The 22,702-nt window shown below is 34.4% G+C and carries 18 protein-coding genes and 4 pseudogenes; 12 read left to right on the forward strand and 10 right to left on the reverse strand.

Translation table 11 applies throughout. From position 1 onward, the window contains the following. Positions 1 to 468: 468 nt before the first annotated feature. Positions 469 to 1,278 (forward strand): PrsW family glutamic-type intramembrane protease, encoded by an 810-nt coding sequence (locus QOR44_RS09780; RefSeq protein ID WP_141444619.1) that lies wholly within the window; start codon positions 469 to 471, stop codon positions 1,276 to 1,278. A gap of 43 nt (positions 1,279 to 1,321) precedes the next feature. Here QOR44_RS09780 and QOR44_RS10330 read toward each other — a convergent pair whose 3' ends face one another. The 3 genes and pseudogenes from QOR44_RS10330 to QOR44_RS09790 form a co-directional block, all read right to left on the reverse strand. Further along, positions 1,322 to 1,453, reverse strand: a complete 132-nt coding sequence (locus QOR44_RS10330; RefSeq protein ID WP_051072819.1) for a formate--tetrahydrofolate ligase — start codon at positions 1,451 to 1,453, stop codon at positions 1,322 to 1,324. A 5-nt stretch (positions 1,454 to 1,458) separates the two neighbouring features. Continuing rightward, a pseudogene (locus tag QOR44_RS09785) lies at positions 1,459 to 1,896 on the reverse strand (formate--tetrahydrofolate ligase); the annotation flags it as partial. A 90-nt stretch (positions 1,897 to 1,986) separates the two neighbouring features. Beyond that, positions 1,987 to 2,520 (reverse strand): annotated as a pseudogene (locus QOR44_RS09790) (HEPN domain-containing protein); the annotation flags it as partial. Between the two features lie 18 nt (positions 2,521 to 2,538). On the opposite strand from QOR44_RS09790, the gene QOR44_RS09795 reads away from it, so the two are divergent. The 7 genes and pseudogenes from QOR44_RS09795 (at position 2,539) to QOR44_RS09825 (ending at position 8,000) form a co-directional block, all read left to right on the forward strand. After that, positions 2,539 to 2,883: a hypothetical protein gene (locus QOR44_RS09795; protein ID WP_141444618.1), complete on the forward strand. Its 345-nt coding sequence runs from the start codon at positions 2,539 to 2,541 to the stop codon at positions 2,881 to 2,883. Further along, positions 2,883 to 3,200, forward strand: coding sequence for a hypothetical protein (locus QOR44_RS09800; protein ID WP_141444617.1), 318 nt, complete (start codon positions 2,883 to 2,885; stop codon positions 3,198 to 3,200). Before QOR44_RS09795 ends, QOR44_RS09800 begins: the two co-directional genes overlap by 1 nt. 63 nt (positions 3,201 to 3,263) lie before the next feature. After that, a pseudogene (locus QOR44_RS09805) lies at positions 3,264 to 3,514 on the forward strand (helix-turn-helix transcriptional regulator). 86 nt (positions 3,515 to 3,600) lie between these two features. Continuing rightward, positions 3,601 to 4,865: pseudogene (locus tag QOR44_RS09810) on the forward strand (tyrosine-type recombinase/integrase). Positions 4,866 to 5,224: 359 nt separating this feature from the next. Beyond that, positions 5,225 to 5,896: a PepSY domain-containing protein gene (locus tag QOR44_RS09815; protein ID WP_000186295.1), complete on the forward strand. Its 672-nt coding sequence runs from the start codon at positions 5,225 to 5,227 to the stop codon at positions 5,894 to 5,896. 84 nt (positions 5,897 to 5,980) lie between these two features. Continuing rightward, on the forward strand, positions 5,981 to 6,652 hold the full coding sequence (locus QOR44_RS09820) for a response regulator transcription factor (RefSeq protein ID WP_000699622.1): 672 nt from the start codon (positions 5,981 to 5,983) through the stop codon (positions 6,650 to 6,652). Next, the gene (locus tag QOR44_RS09825) at positions 6,636 to 8,000 is read left to right on the forward strand and encodes a sensor histidine kinase (RefSeq protein WP_000898849.1); all 1,365 of its coding nucleotides are present in this window, start codon (positions 6,636 to 6,638) and stop codon (positions 7,998 to 8,000) included. Before QOR44_RS09820 ends, QOR44_RS09825 begins: the two co-directional genes overlap by 17 nt. A gap of 107 nt (positions 8,001 to 8,107) precedes the next feature. Here QOR44_RS09825 and QOR44_RS09830 read toward each other — a convergent pair whose 3' ends face one another. From QOR44_RS09830 to argF, 3 genes are all read right to left on the reverse strand, one after another. Further along, positions 8,108 to 9,661: a YfcC family protein gene (locus QOR44_RS09830; protein ID WP_016503348.1), complete on the reverse strand. Its 1,554-nt coding sequence runs from the start codon at positions 9,659 to 9,661 to the stop codon at positions 8,108 to 8,110. Positions 9,662 to 9,754: 93 nt separating this feature from the next. Then, positions 9,755 to 10,681: a carbamate kinase gene (gene arcC, locus QOR44_RS09835; RefSeq protein WP_001074357.1), complete on the reverse strand. Its 927-nt coding sequence runs from the start codon at positions 10,679 to 10,681 to the stop codon at positions 9,755 to 9,757. An 11-nt stretch (positions 10,682 to 10,692) separates the two neighbouring features. Continuing rightward, positions 10,693 to 11,691, reverse strand: a complete 999-nt coding sequence (gene argF, locus QOR44_RS09840) for an ornithine carbamoyltransferase (RefSeq protein WP_000793626.1) — start codon at positions 11,689 to 11,691, stop codon at positions 10,693 to 10,695. Positions 11,692 to 11,793: 102 nt separating this feature from the next. On the opposite strand from argF, the gene QOR44_RS09845 reads away from it, so the two are divergent. From QOR44_RS09845 to QOR44_RS09860, 4 genes are all read left to right on the forward strand, one after another. Further along, on the forward strand, positions 11,794 to 13,089 hold the full coding sequence (locus tag QOR44_RS09845) for an ATP-binding protein (RefSeq protein ID WP_000884298.1): 1,296 nt from the start codon (positions 11,794 to 11,796) through the stop codon (positions 13,087 to 13,089). Next, positions 13,086 to 13,919 carry a DNA-binding domain-containing protein gene (locus tag QOR44_RS09850; RefSeq protein WP_000675242.1) on the forward strand — a complete coding sequence of 278 codons (834 nt, stop codon included), beginning with the start codon at positions 13,086 to 13,088 and terminating at the stop codon, positions 13,917 to 13,919. The genes QOR44_RS09845 and QOR44_RS09850 overlap by 4 nt, the downstream gene beginning before the upstream one ends. A gap of 221 nt (positions 13,920 to 14,140) precedes the next feature. Next, the gene (locus QOR44_RS09855; RefSeq protein WP_000622721.1) at positions 14,141 to 14,863 is read left to right on the forward strand and encodes an ABC transporter ATP-binding protein; all 723 of its coding nucleotides are present in this window, start codon (positions 14,141 to 14,143) and stop codon (positions 14,861 to 14,863) included. 2 nt (positions 14,864 to 14,865) lie between these two features. Further along, positions 14,866 to 16,380, forward strand: coding sequence for an ABC transporter permease/substrate-binding protein (locus QOR44_RS09860; protein WP_000209280.1), 1,515 nt, complete (start codon positions 14,866 to 14,868; stop codon positions 16,378 to 16,380). Between the two features lie 78 nt (positions 16,381 to 16,458). Here QOR44_RS09860 and mprF read toward each other — a convergent pair whose 3' ends face one another. The 4 genes from mprF to QOR44_RS09880 form a co-directional block, all read right to left on the reverse strand. After that, on the reverse strand, positions 16,459 to 18,999 hold the full coding sequence (mprF, locus tag QOR44_RS09865) for a bifunctional lysylphosphatidylglycerol flippase/synthetase MprF (RefSeq protein WP_000733244.1): 2,541 nt from the start codon (positions 18,997 to 18,999) through the stop codon (positions 16,459 to 16,461). Further along, positions 18,983 to 19,726 (reverse strand): alpha/beta fold hydrolase, encoded by a 744-nt coding sequence (locus QOR44_RS09870; protein WP_000138567.1) that lies wholly within the window; start codon positions 19,724 to 19,726, stop codon positions 18,983 to 18,985. Before QOR44_RS09870 ends, mprF begins: the two co-directional genes overlap by 17 nt. A 133-nt stretch (positions 19,727 to 19,859) precedes the next feature. Next, positions 19,860 to 20,216 (reverse strand): DUF1304 domain-containing protein, encoded by a 357-nt coding sequence (locus tag QOR44_RS09875; RefSeq protein WP_000105933.1) that lies wholly within the window; start codon positions 20,214 to 20,216, stop codon positions 19,860 to 19,862. A gap of 66 nt (positions 20,217 to 20,282) precedes the next feature. Then, entirely contained in the window at positions 20,283 to 22,601 is a 2,319-nt protein-coding gene (locus tag QOR44_RS09880) for a YhgE/Pip domain-containing protein (protein WP_000883422.1), read from the reverse strand. Between the last annotated feature and the right edge of the window lie 101 nt (positions 22,602 to 22,702).

Raw genomic sequence — 22,702 nt, forward strand, 5'->3', positions numbered from 1 at the left:
ACATTTTTTGTGAAATAAATTTAGAAATTCGGATATGCAAAAAGCCCCCTAATCAATTGATTAGAGGGTTTTTTCTTGATTTTAACTCTATCAAATAAATCACCCCTGCGAAACTCTTGCCAGTATTGTTTATCAAATAACTCTAAAGCGTCTTCTTCCTCTTGGGTTAGTTCATAATCTTTAAAGCCGCTTACCTACAAAGCTCTTACCAGCCTTTCCAAAACCAATGACCAGTAAATCATATTGTTCTATAACATGCTCCTTTTCTTTTTTTCAACCTTAGTCTAGCAAAAAAGAAAATTTTAGACACAATTCCGTTACGGCTCTATTATGGAGTCCAAGTTGCAGAAAAAACATTACAATAACTGAGAAGGTTTAGATAAAAAATAGGTGAATAATAGACGAAATGTACTTTTTTTTGATACAATGTATCTATACACTAGTTTATTAATACAGAAAGGTCAAACTATGAAAGAAAAATTTCAAATGTGTAAAACCTATCTTCTAGTCGTCTTAGCAACGATTGGATTTGTCAACGGTTGCAAAATTATCTTTGGAGAATTAGGTAAGCCAAATGGCATGGAAGCTAAATATCCTCTCTTTCTCCTAACCATTTCCTTGGTCGCTATCTACCTCATTCCCCTACTAGTACTGACATATTACTTAGCTAAACGCTATAACATTTCTAAACAAGTTATAGGTCTTAGCTGGCTTTTAGGCTTAACAGGTAGCATCTCTTTTTCTGAACTGGGACATACAGCTATTGGATATTTCCTACTCGAAATTGTTAAAGCTAGTGATAATTTCCTAAAAGACTGGGGCGCAGCTATTTCAGGTCCATTGGCAGAAGAAATCGGTAAAGGGCTAACTGTTCTACTTGTACTACTTATTTGTAGAAAAATGACACTAAAAAATGCATTGGTAAGCGGAATGATTGTTGGATTAGGCTTCCAAATCATGGAAGACATCACCTTTGTATTTAGAGACATGTTCATGAATAAGTTAGACGGCTTTGAAACCATTCTTGAACGCGTTGGTCAAGCTGGTTGGGTTCATTGGGTTTTCACGCTTCTCTTTGCCATTGGCTTAGTAGCCCTTCTCACGAAAAATACAGGTATGTCAAAAGCACAGGGAGTATTTTGGATTGGTGCAAGCTTTGGAATCCATTTTCTCTTTAATTCACCATTCAACACTGGTATCTTCCAGACAGTGTTCCCTATCTTGAGTATTCTACTTGGCTTACTTGCCTATCGAACGATTGAGAAACTATCTGAATAGACAAAAAATCCGCCTTTGAGTGGATTTTTTATATTCATTCTTGTTAGAACAAGCCGATAGCTGTCTCGTCTGCTGCCACATCCATGTTGAGAGCTGCGGGATCTTTTGGCAAACCAGGCATGGTCATGACATCACCTGTTAAGGCAACGATAAAGCCTGCACCCAATTTTGGCACAAATCCACGGAAACATCATGAGCCTTAAGCAAGTTCGGTACCTTAATGGCGATGAACTTCTCTGATCCGAGGTCAACTCCGAAACCTGCTTCTTTGACCGTGTAGCCGCCCAATCGCAAAGCTGTAATTGTTGCGAGAACTGAGTTACATCCGTGGGCAATATTAGCAAATGGACCACCATGGACAAAGGCAGGCGTGCCATAGATGGTTTGGACAAGGTTTGGTTTGATAGCATCTTTCAAAATAAGGGTCAAAGCACCTTCCACCGCCAAATCACGCACGTAGACAGGACTGCGGTCAAAACGATAAGCAATAATAATATTTGCCAAACGTTCTTTCAAGTCATTGATGTCTGTCGCCAAACACAAAATCGCCATGATTTCAGAAGCCACGGTAATATCAAATCCATCTTCACGAGGAATACCATTGAGCGCTCCCCAAAGCCAACTGTTACCTTTAAATCTTCAATGAGCCGACGAGCATGGAAAGAATTTACTTTCAGAACTACATAACGCTAGGAAAAAATTTTATTTTTAGAAATTTTTGTATCTATATTTCATATCTAATTCTTGATAGATATAATATCTCAGAACTTCTTGAAGAAGCAATTTAGCCTCATACATCTCATGGACATCAGTTATCATTTTTGGGTATTTATCTTTCGAATCACCATGAGTACAGTAATTTCGTGTTTGAGCTAATTTTGTTATTAATAATTCTCTATCACAGTCCGAAAAAATTTTAGTCTGATTAAGCTCACCTATTAAATCAAATAAATTTTTGAGGCGTTCGGAAAGACTAGGCTCTTTCTTCTTAAATTTCAATTTGTTTCTAAATTTTCTTCTGATTTCTTCTAAAATATGTGTATTTATAAAATCAACCAACGATTTTCTATCTTTTTCTTCATCATCAGATAGACACTGTGGAATTTTAAAATTCTTAAAATTTCTAGAATAAACTTCTAAATTCCTAATAGCATCAATTAACTGGTCTTCTAAATATAAATCACCATGAAGATTTTTTGAAAATTGTCTCACTATAACTTCAAGTTCCTCAGATTTATCATAAAGGAACATTACTATCAAATGCGATTGCGGACGACTCCAAGATTTAAGGAAAGTATGGAAGTGGTGTATCACGTCGGAGCATCTCGGAGTGAAAAGTCTTATCAGCAAATCCGCTTGATGGATGAATATGAAGTGGACAACGTCTATGTCTGGAGTGACTATCAAAATGGTGGGCTTGATACATATCTGGGAGAAAAAATCCTTTTCATGGAAGAATTCAAGGGAGAATTATCTTACCAAGAATTTCTTCGTGTGACAGACTCCTACGTTCAGCAATTTCACGCCCGATTTACTAACATCTATGCTTTGTGGGAAAAGTACATATCAGTTCGATATTCCCACCCAAGGAACTGTATAAGTTAATGGTTAGTGATTCGCTAAGAGCAACTGATACAATGGACCAAATGATGTTGCGGATAAGAAAAGTAGTCTATCATTTCAAAGTTAAAAATCAAGGCAAGGTGCAATACAAATCTATTTCTTTTTCAATAGAAGATTTTAATCGCCATACAATAGAACAAATTGAGAAATTTGCCTATCAGTTTGACAAAGCCAATCCAAATATCCTTAACTATAACTTTGAGACAGATGCATTTTTATCCACAATGAATCCGATTAAACATCTAAAAAAAGCCATCACTACTACCGACCAAAGCAGGAGTGATGACCTAAATCAGTGAGATAAATAACAAACCTATCTCTATTGTTATTATCTCATATTTAAAAGAAAAAGGATAATACAAATGAACTCTGAAAGAATAAATCATATTGAAACTCTGCTGACTCTGCTAGTTAGCTTGATTCAGCAACAGGTAAAACAACGTATTACATTTGGAATTGTGACACAAAAGGAGCTATTAGTTCTCTTAGATATTTCTCCTAATACTTTGAAAAGTTGGAGAAAAAAGGCTTGCCACGACTTGCCCCCCCAATTGAAGGTACTAGAACTGTATATTATAAACTATCAGATGTACTTGATTTTTTGGAAAACTAGGTAAGAATGTGCTAAAATAGATTCATCTAATTAGGAAAAGAGGATAGTCTATTTTAGCCTTTTCATTGTCTGCATGAAGAGGCATTATGAAAACTGAAATAATTATCTATAAAAATAAAAAGTAATTAAGAAGACCAAAAACAATGGTGATATCAACTACGTTTTAAGAGGTGTTTATCTAGGACTTGATGAAAAAAACTGGTAAACAGGTCACTACCTCTATTACCGCTAAAACTCTTCGCCAATTGGATAGAAAGTATATTCAAGCTAAACTGGATTTTGAGGAGCAAGGAAGCGCCCGAAAAGAAGTTATAAGAATCAATACTTTAGAAGAGATTGCTGAAGAGTGGTTTAAAAACTATCAAAATTGGGTATCATCCGAAAATACACTCAACCGTGTTAGAGGTTATCTTGACACCTACATCATTCCACGTTTTGGCGATTATAGCCCAAATAAAATAGAGTCAGCTGAGATTCAGTCGTGGGTTAATGAATTAGCCGAGAAATCTAAGAAATCTGTTGAATCTGGGGTGAAGCGAGCAGAAAAAGGAAGTGCAAAAGATTTCGGAGCTGTGATTCATAAGTTGAGAGATATTTTCGACTTCGGAATAACGAACTATGGATTGTCAAAAAATCCAGTATCCACTGTTAAAATACCTCCAAAGGCAAAAGCCAATAAAAAACGAATTATGGTACTTCATGATGACGATTTAGCATGTTGGTTAAATTTTTTATCAAATTTAACCAATACTCGAGCTAATCGTAGATTTAAAGTCATTTGTAACATTCTACTCGCTTCAGCTTGCCGTATCAATGAATTACTAGCATTAGAAATTCATGATTTGGATTTAGAAACAAGTGAAATTATTGTAAATAAGACTCTGATATGGAAAAGAGCGAATAAGAAGTTAGGAATAACGGGGAAATGGTTTGTAAATCAACTCCCAAAACCGATGCTGGAAATAGGAGAATCCCTGTACCTTCAGATACAATTGCTTCACTCGTCGAATTTCATAACGAGATGAATACTTATTTTGAAAAGCATGGATTGCCTAAGTCCGACCTGATATTCCCAACAATTTATGGTAATTATATGTGTGATAGAAATGAGCGTGCCACACTTAAGAAACGTCTATCCTCACTTGGACTACCTGATTATGGTTTTCATTTATTCCGTCACACTCATGCTTCTTTGATGTTGAATGCAGGAGCAAACTGGAAAGAATTACAAACTAGAATGGGGCATCAGTCTATATCCACTACTATGGATACCTATGCAGAAATCGCTCCAAAACGAAAATTTGAAGCAGTTAATATTTATCTTGATAAAGTTGCTAAATTAACAGCTTAAGTTATCTCTACATTTTTCTCTACACTTTTGAAGACAATTCATAAAAGTCTTGCTATATCAAGGCTTTCAATAGCTAAAATAGACATTATTAGACCCTCACTGAAGTTAAATAATTGAATATAAAAAAGCCTATGAAATCAATATTTCTGGGCTTTTTATTTTTAAAAATAAAATCTGACAAAAAAGTATAAATTTACCTCTTACCTTCAGGTAGTTAGTCATTCTTTTAAAACTCACTTTTTTATAACTGAAAATATTGTTCTTAATTTTAAAAATTCATTTTAGATTCATTTTACGACTATATACTCAGAAGTAACAAACCTAATCCAAGGTTTGAAAAAAGAAAGAAGGAAGTCAGTATGACAAACTATAAAAACAACTTTAAAAAATTCATGAGCAATAAATTATACGTAGGGTTAGCTTCCATTACGCTACTTGGTATTTGGGGAGCTATAGGAGTAAGCGGAGCTGCATTAGCGCATAACCATCACTCAGAACACATGTCTTTTGAACATAAGCATGAAGGACACGATAAACATCACGATCATAGAGAAAAACACTCACTAAAAACATTAAAGAATATCTCGACAAAAATCGATTATAAGACTGCCTTAGAAACTGCCAAAAAAGAAGCTCGCTCAGGCTTTATTTCACAAATTGAATTAAAGACCAAAGGTGATACACCTTTTTATGAAATCAAAGTTATTGATAATAAAATAGCTAAAAAATATAAAATTGATGCTAATTCTGGGAAGATCCTTTCAACAACATCAGATAACCAACTCAATTCAAAAGATGCCCAATTAAAACAACCAAGTAAAGATATTCAGACTGCATTACAAGCTATTCAAGCAAAATATAAAAATGCAAAAATAAAAGAAATTTCTCTTGCGAATAACAAATCAAATAAGCTAGTTTATAAAGTAAAACTACTTGATGGAAATACTCCTAAGATTGCCCAATTTGATAGTGATAAAGCATCATTTATAAAGGCAAATAAGCTTAATACAACTCATAAAAATCACGACTAATACTAGTGTATTAAAGGGAATAGGACCTCAGTACTCCATTCCCTTTTGTGATATAATGGAAAAAAGCCATACGGAGGCCAAAAAATGAAAATCCTTGTTGTTGAAGATGAGCTTGACTTGAACCGTAGTATTGTAAAACTTTTAAAAAAGCAACACTACAGTGTTGACAGTGCTTCAAATGGTGAAGAAGCCTTACAATTTGTTTCAGTGGCAGAATATGATGTGATTATCTTAGATGTAATGATGCCAAAAATGGACGGCTTCACCTTTTTAAAACTGCTTCGCAACAAAGGAAGTCAAGTATCTATTCTCATGTTGACTGCTCGAGATGCCGTTGAAGATCGTATCGCAGGTCTAGATTTTGGTGCGGATGATTACCTTGTAAAACCATTTGAATTTGGAGAACTCATGGCCCGAATTCGAGCTATGTTACGACGTACAAATAGACAAGTATCTTCTGATGATATTCAAATTCAAGATATAACAATCAATTTATCTACAAAGCAAGTTTGGAGAAACGACAATTTGATTGATTTAACAGCTAAGGAATACGAAGTCCTTGAGTATTTGGCACGTCACAGAGACCAAGTCCTCTCTCGTCATCAAATTCGTGAACACGTTTGGGATTATGATTATGATGGAGAGTCCAATATTATTGATGTCCTTATCAAAAACCTTCGTCGAAAACTAGATAACAACCGAGACGGATCACTAATAAAAACTAAACGAGGTTTAGGATATGTTATTCCAAAGTAAAATAAATTACCCTAAAAAGTCTAGCATCATCACTCAAATTACCCTCTGGTACAGCTCTTTTATTTTTATCCTTGTTATCGGTGTATTAATTGGTTCATTTTTTATTTCAAAAAGCATTGCTGAAAACAAATCTGAAAAAAATTTAGAAGCTAAAGCTGTGCAAATGAGTCAAGCGTTAGCTAAAGGTCATCGGTATGAGGCTTTTGAAGATGGAATATTTTATTCAGTCTATGACCAAAATGGAAAAGTTATCTATTCTGGTTTTCCAAAAGGATTTAAAAAGGATTTAGACCATCAACATAAACATAAAAAGAAATTATCTCTATTTTCCATGGAGAATCGTACCTTTCAGTATGTTGATATTCCAATTTCTAGGAAAAATCAGTGGTTACGTGCTATCCGTACTGTTGACAGACTGGATAAGCAATTAACTGAATTGTTATTTAGTTTGGGTATCGTTCTTCCTCTTATGTTGATTATAATAACTGTTGGTGGCTATTTAATTTTAAAGCGTGCTTTTAGACCGATTCAAGAAATTACTGAAACCGCTCAATTTATTACCCAAAATGAGGACTATACTAAGCGAATTATCACAAAAAATAACGAAAATGAATTAACTGAGCTAGCAGCTGTTATCAATACTATGTTGGCTTCTATTGAATCATCATTTGTTCGGGAAAAACAATTTAACAATGATGTTTCTCATGAACTACGGACTCCTGTAACAGTCATACTTTCTGAAAGTGAATACGGAAAAAACTACGCAGAAAATTTAATTGAAGCAAAAGAATCCTTTGAGGTTATACACCGTCAGTCACTATCAATGAAAAAATTAGTTGAGCAACTTCTAGAATTGACTAAGGCAGAAAATCCATTATCAATTCAGTTAGAACCTCTTAATTTCTCAATTATGATGAAGCAACTAGTATCCGATTCAAGTAGATTATTAGATAATACCCCTATACACCTTGACTCTCAAATCGAAGATGACCTTTGGATTATAGGTCAACAAACACTACTCAAACGGCTTTTTGATAATCTATTTTCAAATGCTATTAAATTTACAAACAATCATATTTCTATTAGTCTAAGACAGTCCGATAATCAAATTGTCTTCTCTATTAAAGATAATGGTCTAGGTATCTCAGTTGATGACCAAAGTGAAATTTGGAACCGTTTCTATCAAGTGGACTCTGCTCGAACCAAGGATAGTCAGTCTGGAATTGGTTTAGGGCTATCTTTAGTAAAACAAATCGCTACAATACACCGTGCTAAAATATGGGTTGATTCTAAACCTGATGATGGCAGTCAGTTTACGCTCACCTTTCCAAAATTGAAGAAAGACTAGAGAAAGGAAATAAAAAAACGATAGATTACACCTATCGTTTTTTTATTTAACTTAAACTCAATTTATTATATCTCTTCAGATATTTTTGAGACTAATAGCTGAAATCTTTAAAGTATTAAAACTTGTAGAACTAACAAACCGCCACCAAATATTAGGAGGAATAAAACAACCGGCCACACAAATTTTAGCCAATGGGAGTACTTCATATCTAACATCTGCAAGGTTGCCATAACTAGTCCAGTAGGTGCTAAAAACAACATTGCATACTGCCCAAATTGATAAGCCATTACTACTACTGAACGAGGAATCCCAACAGTATCTGCAAGAGGTGCTAGAATTGGCATTGAAAGTACTGCTAAACCCGACGAGGATGGAACAACAAATCCTAACACAAAGTAGATAAACATCATAACAATGATAAAGACAGGGCCACTAACATGTGAAGCTAATTTTGAAGCTGTGTAAAGCATCGTATCTGATATATAACCTTGGTTCAAAATAATATTGATACCACGCGCTAAACCAATGATTAATGAAACCCCAACAAGGCTTGATGCACCATTAACAAACTCATCAACAACATCCCTTTCTCCAATACCATTTGCCCCAGTTGCTGTTAAAAACATAATAATAATTGTAATAGCTAAAAAGGAAGAAGCCATGGTTGGAAACCACCATCCCTGTGACATTACTCCCCAAACCATCAAAGGAAATGAAATAACAAATAAACTTAAAATAATTTTTTGTCTGACAGTAAAGAGTGAGGGGGTATGGTTAGTTGTCATGCCCCATTTAGCATTAAATTCTACTCTATCTTCATAGGAATATGAAAACTCTGGATTCGCTTTTATTTTTTTAGCATACCAATATAGATACACCACAACAAAAATAGCACCTGCAATACACCCTACTGTACGCCATGATAAGCCTTCTGTGAAACTAATACCAGCTGCATTTGAAGCAATAACAGAAGAAAACGGATTAATTGTTGAAAATGATGTCCCAACAGAACTTGCTAAGAAAATAGCACCTACACAAATGATAGAATCATAACCCATGGCTAAAAAGATTGGAACTAAAATAGGATAAAAAGCAACTGCTTCTTCTTCAATACCACATAGAGTACCGCCTAAAACCATCAATAAGGAAACTAAAAATATCAATAAAAACTCTCTACCTTTGGTTTTCTTTGTTAAAGCTAGAAGACCAGACTCAAAAGCGCCACTCTTTCTAACTACTCCTATCATGCCTCCAAGTACCATGATAAATACCATAATATCAACAGCTTCAATGGTTCCATTTACCATACTAGTCGTCACGGAGCCAATGCCTGCCGGATTTTGCTTCAAACGTTTGTAAGTATTTGGAACTGAAACTGGCTTACTAATAGCACCAGAAGTAAATTCTTTAATTTTAATTTTGACATTCATCTTATCCAACTGTGTTTGCGTTGCTGGAACATGAACTGTCTTACCATTTGGATCTGTTACTACTAGTTTGGATGATGCTGTATCAAATTGTAATTTTGAATAGGACCCAGCAGGTATCCACCATGTAGCCAAAACCGAAAAGATTGTTAAAATGAATAATATTGTAAAGGCACCTGGCATTCGAAAACCTTTACTCTTTTTGTTTTCACTGTTTGTCATTTTTTCTGGCATGACACGCCTCCTCTATAATAAAAATAGATTGACTTCATCAGAAAAAGTGCAAAGATGAAGGTTAAATAATCATTTCTTTGCACTTATCTGAGATTACTTAGTTATACGTGTTCCTAATTTCCCATCTAATGCATCTTCTAAACCATTTAATGAGGTGATTAAGGCTGTTCCTTTCGGATTGTGATCTAAGAAACTCATACAGGCTATTACTTTAGGTAACATGCTTCCTTTTGCAAACTCACCTTGGTTAACGTAATCAATCATTTGATTCTCATTAACCTCTGTTAAAGCTTTTTGATTTTCTTTACCAAATTGAGTATAAACATAATCAACTGCAGTGAGAATAATCAATTGATCCGCAGCTAGTTCTCCTGCTAACAGTGCACTAGATTTGTCTTTATCAATAACAGCTGCAATACCTTCATAACCTCCCTTATTAATGACAGGGATGCCTCCACCTCCACCTGCGATAACTAGGGTATCATTTTCAATAAGTGTTTTAATGCTATTAATTTCGATGATTTTTTTAGGTTCAGGTGAAGCAACAACACGACGATACCCTCGTCCAGCGTCTTCTACAAAAGTATACCCTTTCTCTATAGCAATCTTTTCTGATGTCTCCTTATCATAAAAGGTACCTATAGGCTTGGTAGGTGCGCTAAATGCTTGATCTGATTCATCCACCTCAATTTGGGTAATAATTGTAGCAACTTCCTTATTTATTCCTTCTTGACGTAATTCATTTAAAAGGCTCTGTTGGAGATGATAGCCTATGTATCCTTGGCTCATTGCTCCACATTCTGGAAAAGGAAAATTAGTTCCTTGACCACTCTCAGCCGCAAAATTCATTCCTAAATTAATGGCACCAACTTGTGGTCCATTACCATGACTTACAACAATTTCGTGTCCCTTTTTTATCAAGGCTACCAATGATTTTGCAGTATGTTTTACTAATCTTAATTGTTCTTCTGGAGAATTTCCTAAGGCATTTCCTCCTAGTGCAACAACAATTTTTGCCATGAAAATTCCTCCTAATCACCTAAAGTTGCTACCATAACTGCTTTAATAGTATGCATACGATTTTCAGCTTCTTGGAAAACAACTGAGTGAGGGCCTTCAAAAACTTCATCTGATACTTCCATTTCCTTCAAACCATATTTTTCATAAATGTCGTATCCAACTTTAGTATCTATATTATGAAATGAGGGCAAGCAATGCTCGAAAATAACGTTTGGATTTTCTGTCATATTAAGCATTTCTTGGGTAATACGATAGGGTTCTAAAAGAGCTATTCTTTCTTTCCAAACTTCATCCGGTTCTCCCATTGAAACCCAAACATCTGTATATAGGACGTCTGAATCTCTGACACCTTCTGCAATATCATCAGTGATTTCAATAGAAGCACCAGTAGTTTTCGCAATTTCTTGACATTTAGAGAGTAGTTCAGGATCTGGCTCTAATTCTTTAGGACAAACCAAATGATAAGTCATGCCTACAATAGAAGCACCGATCATCAAGGCATTAGCGACATTGTTACGTCCATCACCCACATACGTAAAGCGAATATCTTTATAGGGCTTATGTAAGCATTCCTTAGCAGTCAGAAAATCGGCTAGTACTTGCGTGGGATGATCAGCATCGGTTAAACCATTCCACACAGGAACTCCTGAAAATTCGGCTAAAGTCTCAACTGTTTCTTGAGAAAATCCACGATACTCAATACCATCATACATACCACCTAGCACACGCGCAGTGTCTTTTGAGGTCTCTTTTTTACCCATCTGACTGCCTGTTGGACCTAAATAAGTAACATTAGCTCCTTGATCGTGAGCAGCAACTTCAAAAGCGCAACGTGTCCGTGTAGAATCTTTTTCAAAAATCAAAGCGATATTTTTACCAACAAGTTTTTGTTGTTCAATTCCTGCGTATTTAGCACGTTTTAAATCTTCTGAAAGTTTTAAAAGAAATTCAACTTCTGCTGTACTAAAATCCAATAAAGTAAGAAAACTACGGTTACGTAAATTTTTCATTGCTTATTGCCTCCTTTTTTTTTATACTCTTATTGTAGATAGCGCTTTCAAAAAAAATCAAAATTCATCAAAAATCTTCAAAAAAACTTTAAGGACATTTGTATGCTAGATATATTATCAGAAAAACATCTAGAAAGAAGGCAGCGTATTATTATCTCTGCAATAGTTATCGCCTTAGCTGCTCAAATAAATATCTCAATACTTGCTGATGGGTTTATTATGACCTTATCTTTGTTCATTTTGCCTGTCTTTTTATATTTTAATGACGACATTAATCCAATTCTTCTCTGTCTAGGAATTACTTTTGCTTCTCCTATCTTCAGAGGAATCATATTAAGTATCGCTGGCGAGGCTGAGATTCATCAAATAATTGAATTCGTTTTAACTGATATGGCGTTTTATATTTGTTATAGCATCACCTTTTATACTATTTATTGGCATCGTTCCTACCGTAATAAAGGTACTTTTTTCTTTTCTATCATTATTTGTGATTATTTTGCCAACCTTGTAGAAATTAGTTTTCTCATAAAGTTTAACAATTATACTATAACTATATTCGCTACTTTATTTGCCATAGCACTTTTGCGAGCTTTTATTAGTTGCGCTGTGGCTTATACTTATAGTTATCTATCACTTCTCTTACAAAAAGACGATCACGAACGTCGATACTATTATTTTATGTGGTCAACTTCAGCCGTCAAAAGCGAGGTTTATTTTATGCAAAAAAATATCATTGAAATTGAAAACATCATGAAAAATGCTTATTTATTAGATAAAGAGTTATCCAAATATCACCTACCTAAAGAATACCAACACCTCTCTCTAGATATTTCGCGGGACGTTCACGAAGTTAAGAAAGATTACCAAAATATTATTAAAGGCTTAGGAACCTATTTTAGTGTAAAAAATGAATCAACTATGGCATTGAAAGATATCTTTCAAATTGTTTTATCTTATACTAGGAGTATTATTCAATTTCGGCATCAAGATATCATTATTCTCGAAAATAATAAATGTAATTTGATAATATCAAACTATTACTATTTACTAACCATTATTTCCAATATCGTTTTAAATGCAGTAGAAGCTATTGATAAACAAAAAAAGGGTACAATCAGTGTTCACACAGAAGAATTAGAAGATTTTATTAAAATTGAGATTAGTGATAACGGACCAGGAATACCTGATAAAATGAAACACATGATTTTCAAACCTGGATTTTCGACTAAATTTGATGCTAATGGTGATATCTATCGAGGAATCGGGCTATCCCACGTGCGTATTTTAATGGAAGAGCAATATCAAGGAACGATAACTGTTTGTCCTAATCAGCCAAATGGAACAACATTTACACTGTTATTCCGTAAAAATCGATTTAAGTTAGGAGATAATACGTGAAATTCTATATTATTGATGATGACCCCACTATCACTATGATTTTACAAGATATTATTGAAGAAGATTTCAATAATACAGTAGTCAGAGTGAATAATGTCTCCAGTAAGGCATACAACGAATTGCTGATTGCAGATGTTGATATCGTATTGATTGATTTATTAATGCCAATATTAGACGGTGTAACATTAGTCCAAAAAATCTATAAACAGCGTTCCGATTTAAAATTTATTATGATTTCCCAAGTCAAAGATAATGATTTACGACAAGAAGCATATAAAGCAGGAATCGAATTTTTTATTAATAAACCCATTAATATTATTGAAGTAAAAAGCGTCGTGAAACGTGTCACTGATACTATCGAAATGCAAAAAAAATTAAATACAATCCAAAATCTCCTAGAAAATACGCCATCATATCAAAAGCCTATAACAACTAGTAACCTCACTAAAATCCGTTCAATACTCAGTTATTTAGGTATTACTTCAGAGACAGCCTACACAGATATTCTTAACATCTGTGAACTTTTATTAAAACAAGAATTAAATTTTGCCCAATTTGATTTTCAAAAAGAACTTTCTATCGATGAACACCAACAAAAAATCATTTTACAACGTATTCGTCGTGCCGTTAAAAAAGCTATGATAAATATGGCTCATCTGTACATTGATGATTTTGAAAATGAATTAACACTGCAATATGCTAATGCATTGTTTGGATTTCAGAATATCCATAATGAGGCACAACTTATTCAAGGAAAAAGCATGTATGGTGGTAAAATTTCACTTAAACGTTTTTTCGATGAACTTATTTTACAGAGTAAAACGTTTTAAGACTTGTTTAAGCATGGCCTTATATACTATAACCATCCTAAAACTTTTCTTTTCATAAATCTCCAACAAACACCTTGTCTACCGCAAGGTGTTTGTTTTTGCTTCTAGTTTATCGTTTCTGACAATTTAAATGTCAGATAGTTGTTTGAATGTCTACTTTATGCTAATATAACCCTAATATCATACGACCTACACTCGTTACGCACTAGAAAGTAAATTACATGATTTCATTTGAAAATGTTAGTAAATCATATGGTGATCATACCATCATTGATAATATTAGTTGCCATATTCAAAGAGGAGAATTCTTTGTCCTTGTGGGGGCCAGTGGCAGTGGTAAAACTACCATCCTCAAGATGATTAATCGTCTCATCGAACCAAGCCAAGGCGCTATTACTTTAGATGGGGAAAACATTACATCACTTGATTTGCGACAATTACGCTTAGAAACTGGTTATGTCTTGCAACAAATTGCACTTTTCCCTAATTTAACAGTTGGAGAAAATATAGAACTTATCCCTGAAATGAAGGGCTGGTCAAAAGGTGACCAAAAAAAAGCCGCTAGCGACCTTCTTGATAAGGTGGGTTTACCTGCTAAGGACTACTTTAATCGCTATCCTCATGAGCTCTCTGGTGGTGAACAACAACGCATAGGTATCTTACGAGCAATCGTTGCTAAACCTAAGGTACTACTTATGGATGAGCCATTTTCTGCTTTAGACCCTATCTCAAGACGTCAATTGCAAGATATCACCAAACAATTACAGTCTGAATTGGGTATTACATTAGTGTTTGTCACCCATGACATGAAAGAAGCTATGCGTCTTGCAGATAGAATTTGTGTTATTAAGGAAGGTAAGATAGTGCAATTGGATAGACCAGAAATAATTCAAAATAATCCCTCTGACCAATTTGTTAGAACCCTATTTGAAGAGGAGAACTGAGTATGACAACACTAATCACTACCTTTCAAGAGCGTTTTGGAGATTGGACTCAAAGTCTTATTGAACACCTCCAGCTATCACTACTAACACTTATTTTAGCAACCTTAATTGCTATTCCACTCGGTATCATCATTAGTCATTATAAAAAAATCAGTCATGTTGTCCTTCAGATAACTGGGATATTTCAAACAATTCCTTCTTTAGCCTTGCTTGGTTTATTTATACCTTTTATGGGAATTGGAACTGTACCAGCTGTCGTTGCACTAATTATTTACGCTCTATTTCCAATTTTACAAAATACTGTAACAGCACTGATGCAAATTGATGCTAATCTCATTGAGGCAGCAACTGCTTTTGGAATGACACGTTGGGAAAGGCTTAAAAAGTTTGAGTTAGCTTTAAGTATGCCTGTTATCATCTCAGGCATTAGAACTGCCTCTGTTATGATTATTGGTACAGCTACATTAGCTAGTCTTATCGGAGCTGGTGGCCTTGGATCATTTATTTTGTTAGGGATTGATCGCAACAATCCTTCTCTAATTCTCATAGGGGCAATCTCTTCTGCTGTCTTAGCTATTATATTTAGTGGTTTAATTGGATTACTAGAAAAGGCTAGATTACGAACCATAGCCGTTTCTGGTATACTTTTACTAGCAGGCTTAGGACTATCCTATGCTCCAAAATGGATGCCTGGAACAAATACTGCAACGATAACTGTTGCAGGGAAGTTAGGAACTGAACCAGATATTTTAATTAATATGTACAAAGAACTTATTGAGGATCAGACAGATATCAAAGTTAAGCTTAAACCTAATTTCGGAAAAACAACTTTCTTATATCAAGCCCTAAAATCTGGTGACATTGATCTTTACCCAGAGTTTACAGGTACTATTACATCAAGTTTACTTAAAAATCCTCCTAAAGTAAGTAATAACCCTAAACAGGTTTACAACTTAGCCAAAAACGGTATTTTAAAACAAGATAAGTTGTCACTTTTGTCACCTATGGCTTATCAAAACACCTACGCTGTAGCTGTTAAAAAAGATTACGCTGAAGCTAATCAACTCAAAAATATCAGTGACCTAAAAAAATTAGATAAACTAAAAGCTGGTTTCACTTTAGAATTTAAGGATAGAGAGGATGGGAGTATTGGTTTACAGAAACATTATGGTTTAAACCTTGATATCTCAACCTTAGAACCTGCTTTACGATACCAAGCTATCAATAGTAAAGATGTCAATATTATTGACGCTTACTCTACCGATAGTGAATTAATCCAGTATCAACTTCAAATTCTCAAAGACGATAAGCATCTATTTCCGCCATATCAAGGAGCACCGCTACTAAGGCAAGATACGATTAAAAAATACCCTCAAGTAAAAAAAGCTCTCAATAAACTTGCTGGTCATATCACTGAAAAAGAAATGCAAGAAATGAACTACCAAGTAGCTGTAAAGCATCAATCAGCAGCTACAGTAGCTAAACAATATTTAAAAGCACATCATATTATAAAGTAGATTCAAGCAGTCAATGGTATTAAATGATTTAAAAAGAGCATGTCGCATGACATGCTCTTTTTAATTGCCAAATAAAGCTTATTTAACAACCTTAATTTTACTATCTTCCATTAATAGGGCACAAATAGCACAAATTAACCAGGACGAACGAGAACAAGAAATATAACGTTCCGACCACAATGGTGTAAACTTCTTCTTATACTTGTGTAAACCATTAAATGAGTAGAAATGACTACCGAAATGATAGACAAGATACGCCATTCTCTCTTTAGCAAAACTTGTTTCAACGCGACCAACTCCTGATAAAGGTGCCATCCCCAAATCAAAATAGTGGTATCCCTTCTCTTGATAATAAGAGAATAATGATAAAAAGAGGAAATCCATAACGCCATTCGGAATTTTCTGTTTATCGTGACGCATTAAATCAATAGAGATAATACTCTTTTCATAGTTTGGCATAATATTAGCAAAAGCAACAACTTCGTGTTCAGCATTTTTTACCAAAGCTATTGGGGCTTGTTGGAAATAATCTTTATTAAAATATCCTAATGAGAAACCTTTTTCAGGACGTCCTTCTAACCAAGTATTAGAAATCTCTTCCAAACTATTTAGTAGCTCTTGACTATGTGGCGATTGTACAACTTCGAAATAGAAACCATCCTTTTCAACTCTATTTAGGGCATTTCTGAAAGGTTTGTACTTATTCCCTTTAAGAGTAAACGTTTCTAAATTAACTAAAGCATCTTCACCAACTTTCATAAAGTCAAAACCATACTCATGTAAAAGTAGTGTCAACTTCTGTCCAATACTGTAAAAAACAAGGTCGTAGTCTAGCTTATCAGCATCATCAATAAACGATTCAATAGCCTCACGAATATAAGTGTCATCACCGGCTGGTTCACCCATAATAAGACATTTATTATTGGCAATTACAAATTGGAAAGCAACGCAATCTTCTCCATTTTTTTGGTACCAGTAGAGCCTTTTATCATTTAAAAAGGCTAAACCGCTATCCGAAGAGCCACCATAAGCTTGAAGTAGTTTTTTATAACGATCCACATTGAACACATCACCAATCTGACAAGATTTTCCTTGTAAAATCTTAACCAAACATAAATAAACGAGAGTAAGAATCAACGTAGCCAATGCTATCGGCTCCCATGCTATGATATAATGCAGGCGTTCAATACTACCACCTGTAATATGAGCCCTGATAGGGAATAGTAGTCCTGCAATATAAAATAGAACTCCCATTAAACTAACGATAATGACTCCATCCTTAATACGCTCTTCCCAGCTATAAATAAATTGTTTTTTATAGAGAGTTGGCTTAATGACTAATAAGCCTAACAATAGTAAAATAAACCAGAAAGATAGTCGCCAACTAATATGACCTAAATTAAGATAAAACAATGTCAAAGTAATCCAGATAATAGCAATTGGAAAAGCATTTTTCACTTTTTGATCAATAGTTCTAGCTAAGAGAATAAAACAAACCCCCAGCAATAAACCTGGAAACTGCCATAACATTTGCTCTTGTAATGGGTCCAAGCCTAGCTTCTGCAACCACATAATATAAGTAATATTTTCAAAAAATGCTGTTGAAAATATTAAGAATGCACCTAAAATACGCATCAAATGGCTCACCATGGTTTGTAGAACAGTTGATACTAACTCTTTCGGGACATTTTCATACCGTTGATTTATTTGACTACCTAAATAATGGATAAAGAAATAGATACCTGCAAAGAATGGAATAATATAGTAGGCTAAACGATAAAGTAATAACCATGCAACCACAGTTTCTTTAGGTAGTCCCTCGGCAGCAAACCCTGTAAATAGAACTAATTCAAAACTTCCTAATCCACCGGGAATAAGAGATACAATCCCCACGGCACAACCAATACAAAATAGTGGTAAAATTTTATAAACTGGTAGATGAATGCCCATTAAATAACCGATAATTATAAATGCTGCGGCTGCACATCCCCATTCAAAAAAAGAAACAACACCTAATTTTATACGAGTACTAGATGGCATATCTCCGAAATAATGGCTTCCTTTATGACCAGAAATCCAATAAATAACAGGAAAATACATACTAGCACCAATTAATACCAAATAATAGTAATCAACACTAGCTTTGGCATGAAAAATATGGCTCATGATTAAGGCAATCACACTAATAAATGACAGACCAGAAATAAGATAGGGTAAAAAACGAGTCACTTCTCTTAGGTCACTCTTCTCTTGACCTTTTTTACCATAAAAAGCCATGCGCAACCCAATATCGATTAAGCCACCGAATCCTGACAAGTTATTAAAAGTGTTGATACACCAACTAGTCTGTAAAATATACCTTTTGCTTTTATCTGTACGTAAAAGTCCATTCAGTACAAAGTCATATCCGGTTGTCGGTAAGACAGCGATAACCCCCACAAGGATAATTAAGAAAAGATTCATTGGAGATAATTGCCCAAAAACACTCTTTAGTTGCTCAACAGAAATAGTTCGTTTCAAATGAATCATTTCAACAATAATAAGTACTAAAACAGATATAAAAAATACAATTTTAATCACAGAAGTCAGTGATTTGACTTTTTCAATTAGCTTTTTCAACAATTTCTCCTTTCAACGTATCGTTGATAAACTTTTTTGCAATAATATTAAAAACATGGGAATCTTGCTTAATAATGTGATGCCCAAAGCCAACTAAAGAATAAAACTCCCCCCTTGGAAAATAAGAAGCAAGTTTCTTAGAATGATTTAACTTAATTATGTCCTTATTTCCAACCAAAACCATTACAGGAGTTGACACATGCTGTAAATCAGCTGGACTAATCTTCAAATCCTCCAACATAAGCGAAATAACTTGAGCTTTTTGCCTCATATACGGAAAGAGTTTCCCTAAATAGTGAAGGAATTTATAGGCAATCCTTACTAAAAGAATATCCCACCATCGCTGACCATGAATAGTCAGGTTCCCTGAATTAAGCAAAAGCCCTCTAACCATATCTGGAAACATCGTTTGAAAAACTAAAGCTAAATTAGCACCATCGCTATGGCCTACCAATATAACTTTATCAATCTCTAAATGAACTAAGATATCCTTTAAGTCCACTGCTATTTGCCTGAAACTAATGGTATTTAGCTTTGCATGACTTTTGCCATGCCCTCTACTATCCATAACAATAACCTGGTAATACTTAGAAAAATATGCTATTTGCTTATCAAAATAGCGACTACTTAAGCTATTGCCATGTAAAAAAACAATCGGTTGACCTTGACCAACGACACGATAATAAATATCTGAACCATCTTTAGTATGTAACCAGTTCTCAGTCATAACCAAAGTCACCTCTCTTTGAATTCGTAGTTATATTATACTATTTTTAAAGACAAATTACTTAAACTACCTGTATTATGAGAAAAAAATGATTACTAAAAGCCGTTCAACTAAATCGAACGGCTAAGTAGTATTAAAATAAGAATGTGAAAAGAGCTAATATAGGTAAACCACCCTGTTTTAATAAGATTTTTTTATCAACTGTCAAAGCACCATAAACGGCAACTAGCAACACATTGATTAAAAAAATAGCTACAATTTCTTGATTCTGTGAAATATATAACCCATAAAGGAGGAATAGACCAATCAAGCCGTTGTATATACCTTGATTCTTAAAAAGTTTAATAACGGGTAAATATGACAACTCTTCTTTAGACATACTAAAAATCTTCCCAGTCATATTTGACTGGGTGGCTAACGTCTCCAAATACATAATATAAAAATGTTCCAAAGCAGTTAATGTTGCAATAATTATTGTTAAAGTAGACATATCTTCTCCTCCTAAATACTTTGACATACCATATCATACTGTTAGTCTATCACTAGATACTTTCTATTAATCTTCTTGTTTACGATAAATAAGAAGAGCAAGTATCATCGATGATACTAAAAAGATTACTAGCATTCTCCATTGATGGTTAACGTCTCCCGTCAACGAGATGGTCTCTCTTAATCCTGAAACAGAGTAAGTCATCGGTAAAAATGGTTGAATTGTTTGAAAGAATTTAGGACTCAATTCTATTGGGTAAGTTCCTGCGCTTGAACCAAGCTGGAATAATAATATTAATAACGACAAGAAGGAACCGTACCTATTATCCCATCCCACTAAAGCAGTTACTAATGCCATCAAAGTCCATGCTGTCAATAGGATAATAAAGTAGGTTTTTCCAGGGTAATCTGGTTTAAGACCTATGAATTGAACTGCAAAAAATAAGATAGTTGCTGCTAGAGTTGCAATGAATCCATTGATTAATAATTTATTTTTAGCCCAACTAAAACGATTAGCTGGCTCTTTGCCAGATAAAGCTTTCGCAAAAATAACATTGGCTGATAAAGCTACCACCATCAACGCAACTGAAATCATGTATGGTGCCATTCCAACACCATTCGTATCAACGCTATCATAATCTTCATGCTTGATAGTGACTGGGCTAGATACTGCATTGGCATTATCTTTATTTACAGAAACCATGGACAACTGGTCCCCAGCTTTCCCCAAAGAACTTGATAATTGAGAAACACCACCTGACAACTCTGTCAACCCATCTGTCAACTGATGTCCTCCCCCAGCAAGCTTATTAGAACCATCTGCAATTCTATCAGAACCACTAGCTAATTGCCCCGCTCCATCTCTCAATTGATCCGATTTACTATCTAAAGTTTGAGCTCCCTGACTTGCTTTTTGTGTTCCTGAAATCAATTGATTGGATTTACTATCTAAAGTTTCTGCACCTTTGCGTAATTGCCCTACAGCATTCGTATAATCCGTGATTCCTTTTGTCAAGGTTTGACTACCTTGATATAACTGCTTAGTAGCCGTTGGCAATTTTTGAATTTTATCTAAATCTGAGATAGCTTTTAATACTAAATTGTTAGCTGTTCCTGACAAAGTTTGAAGATTTTGTGAGTTATTATTAGAAGGGGTTGAACTAGATGCTTCACTAAGCACAGTTTTCATATTTTCTATATTTGAAGAAATATTTGCTGCAATTGTCTCAGCTGAAGTAGGTGTTCCAGTAACCGCTGAGGTAATTTGAGATTGTTGTTCAGGGGTTAAACTTTTAAAAGCTGACGTTGATTGTACCGCAGTCATTTGCTTTTGTTTATCAGCAGCAGCCGTATTCATCAAAGCCTTTGTACTTGATTCAATAGTTGATAAAAAATTAAATAACTTACTATTAGTATCGCTATCAGTAGTTGCTGTCGATTGTAAATTTGTAATAATCTGATTTAGATTCTTTAATCCATCTGAAAGGTTCTGCAAAGTACGTTCTTGCTCTGGTTTTAGTTGAGTTGCTTGTGACAATTGTTGTAAACCATCCATCAACTTTTCTGATCCTTCCACCAATGCTTGAGACTTATCATCTAATTTTTGACTACCTTCACTCAACTTATGCACACCTGTTGTGTAAGCAGTAACACCATCTGATAATGTTTCTAACCCGTTAGATAGGGTCCCCACACCATCTGTATAAAGGTTTATTCCACTATTTAGTTTATTAGCTCCTCCAGAAAAAGTTTGACTAGAACTTGCTAAAACATCTAAATTACTTGTCAAGGTTTGACTGCCATCCTGTAGCTTATTAGAACCATTTAATAATTCTTGACTCCCATCAGCAGCTTTATTGATACCTGTTTTCATAGAACCCATATTTTTAAAAACTGATTCAGTATAAGTCCCTGTAATAGATTCTGCTACCTCATCTTTTAGTTTATTAGCTGCTGTCTCACTCATTTTTGAAGCTACAAAACTACGCCCCTTAGTAGTTTTATAAGTAATATTTAACCTTTCTGGTTTTTCTGTCATGAGAGTTGTCGCTTTTCTAGAAAGATCTTTAGGAAAGGTAATAACCATATAATAGTGACCCTTTTCTAATTCTTTTTCTGCTCTTTTAGCTGTTGTAAAATGGAAATCTAAGCTATCATTTTTAGACAAATTGTCCTCCATATCTTTGCCAATTGAAATAGTTTTTCCATTTAATTTAGCCGATTTATCTTGGTTAACGACTGCCACAGGTAAATTTTTAGTATTCCCATAAGGATCCCACATTGAGCTTAGAAAGATAACATTATATAGCGTTGGAATCAGTGCAACCCCAGCCATCGTAATCCATAATTTTGGGCTTTTTATGATTGCTTTTAATTCGTCTAACATTTTTTCTCCTATTTTGGACATATTGTTCATTTTTTTGATAAAATATATTATACAGTGATGATAGATAATTTCAAGATAAAAATCTCGTTTTTGGACACTGT

Source organism: Streptococcus agalactiae (assembly GCF_949788565.1).
Classification (GTDB): domain Bacteria; phylum Bacillota; class Bacilli; order Lactobacillales; family Streptococcaceae; genus Streptococcus; species Streptococcus agalactiae.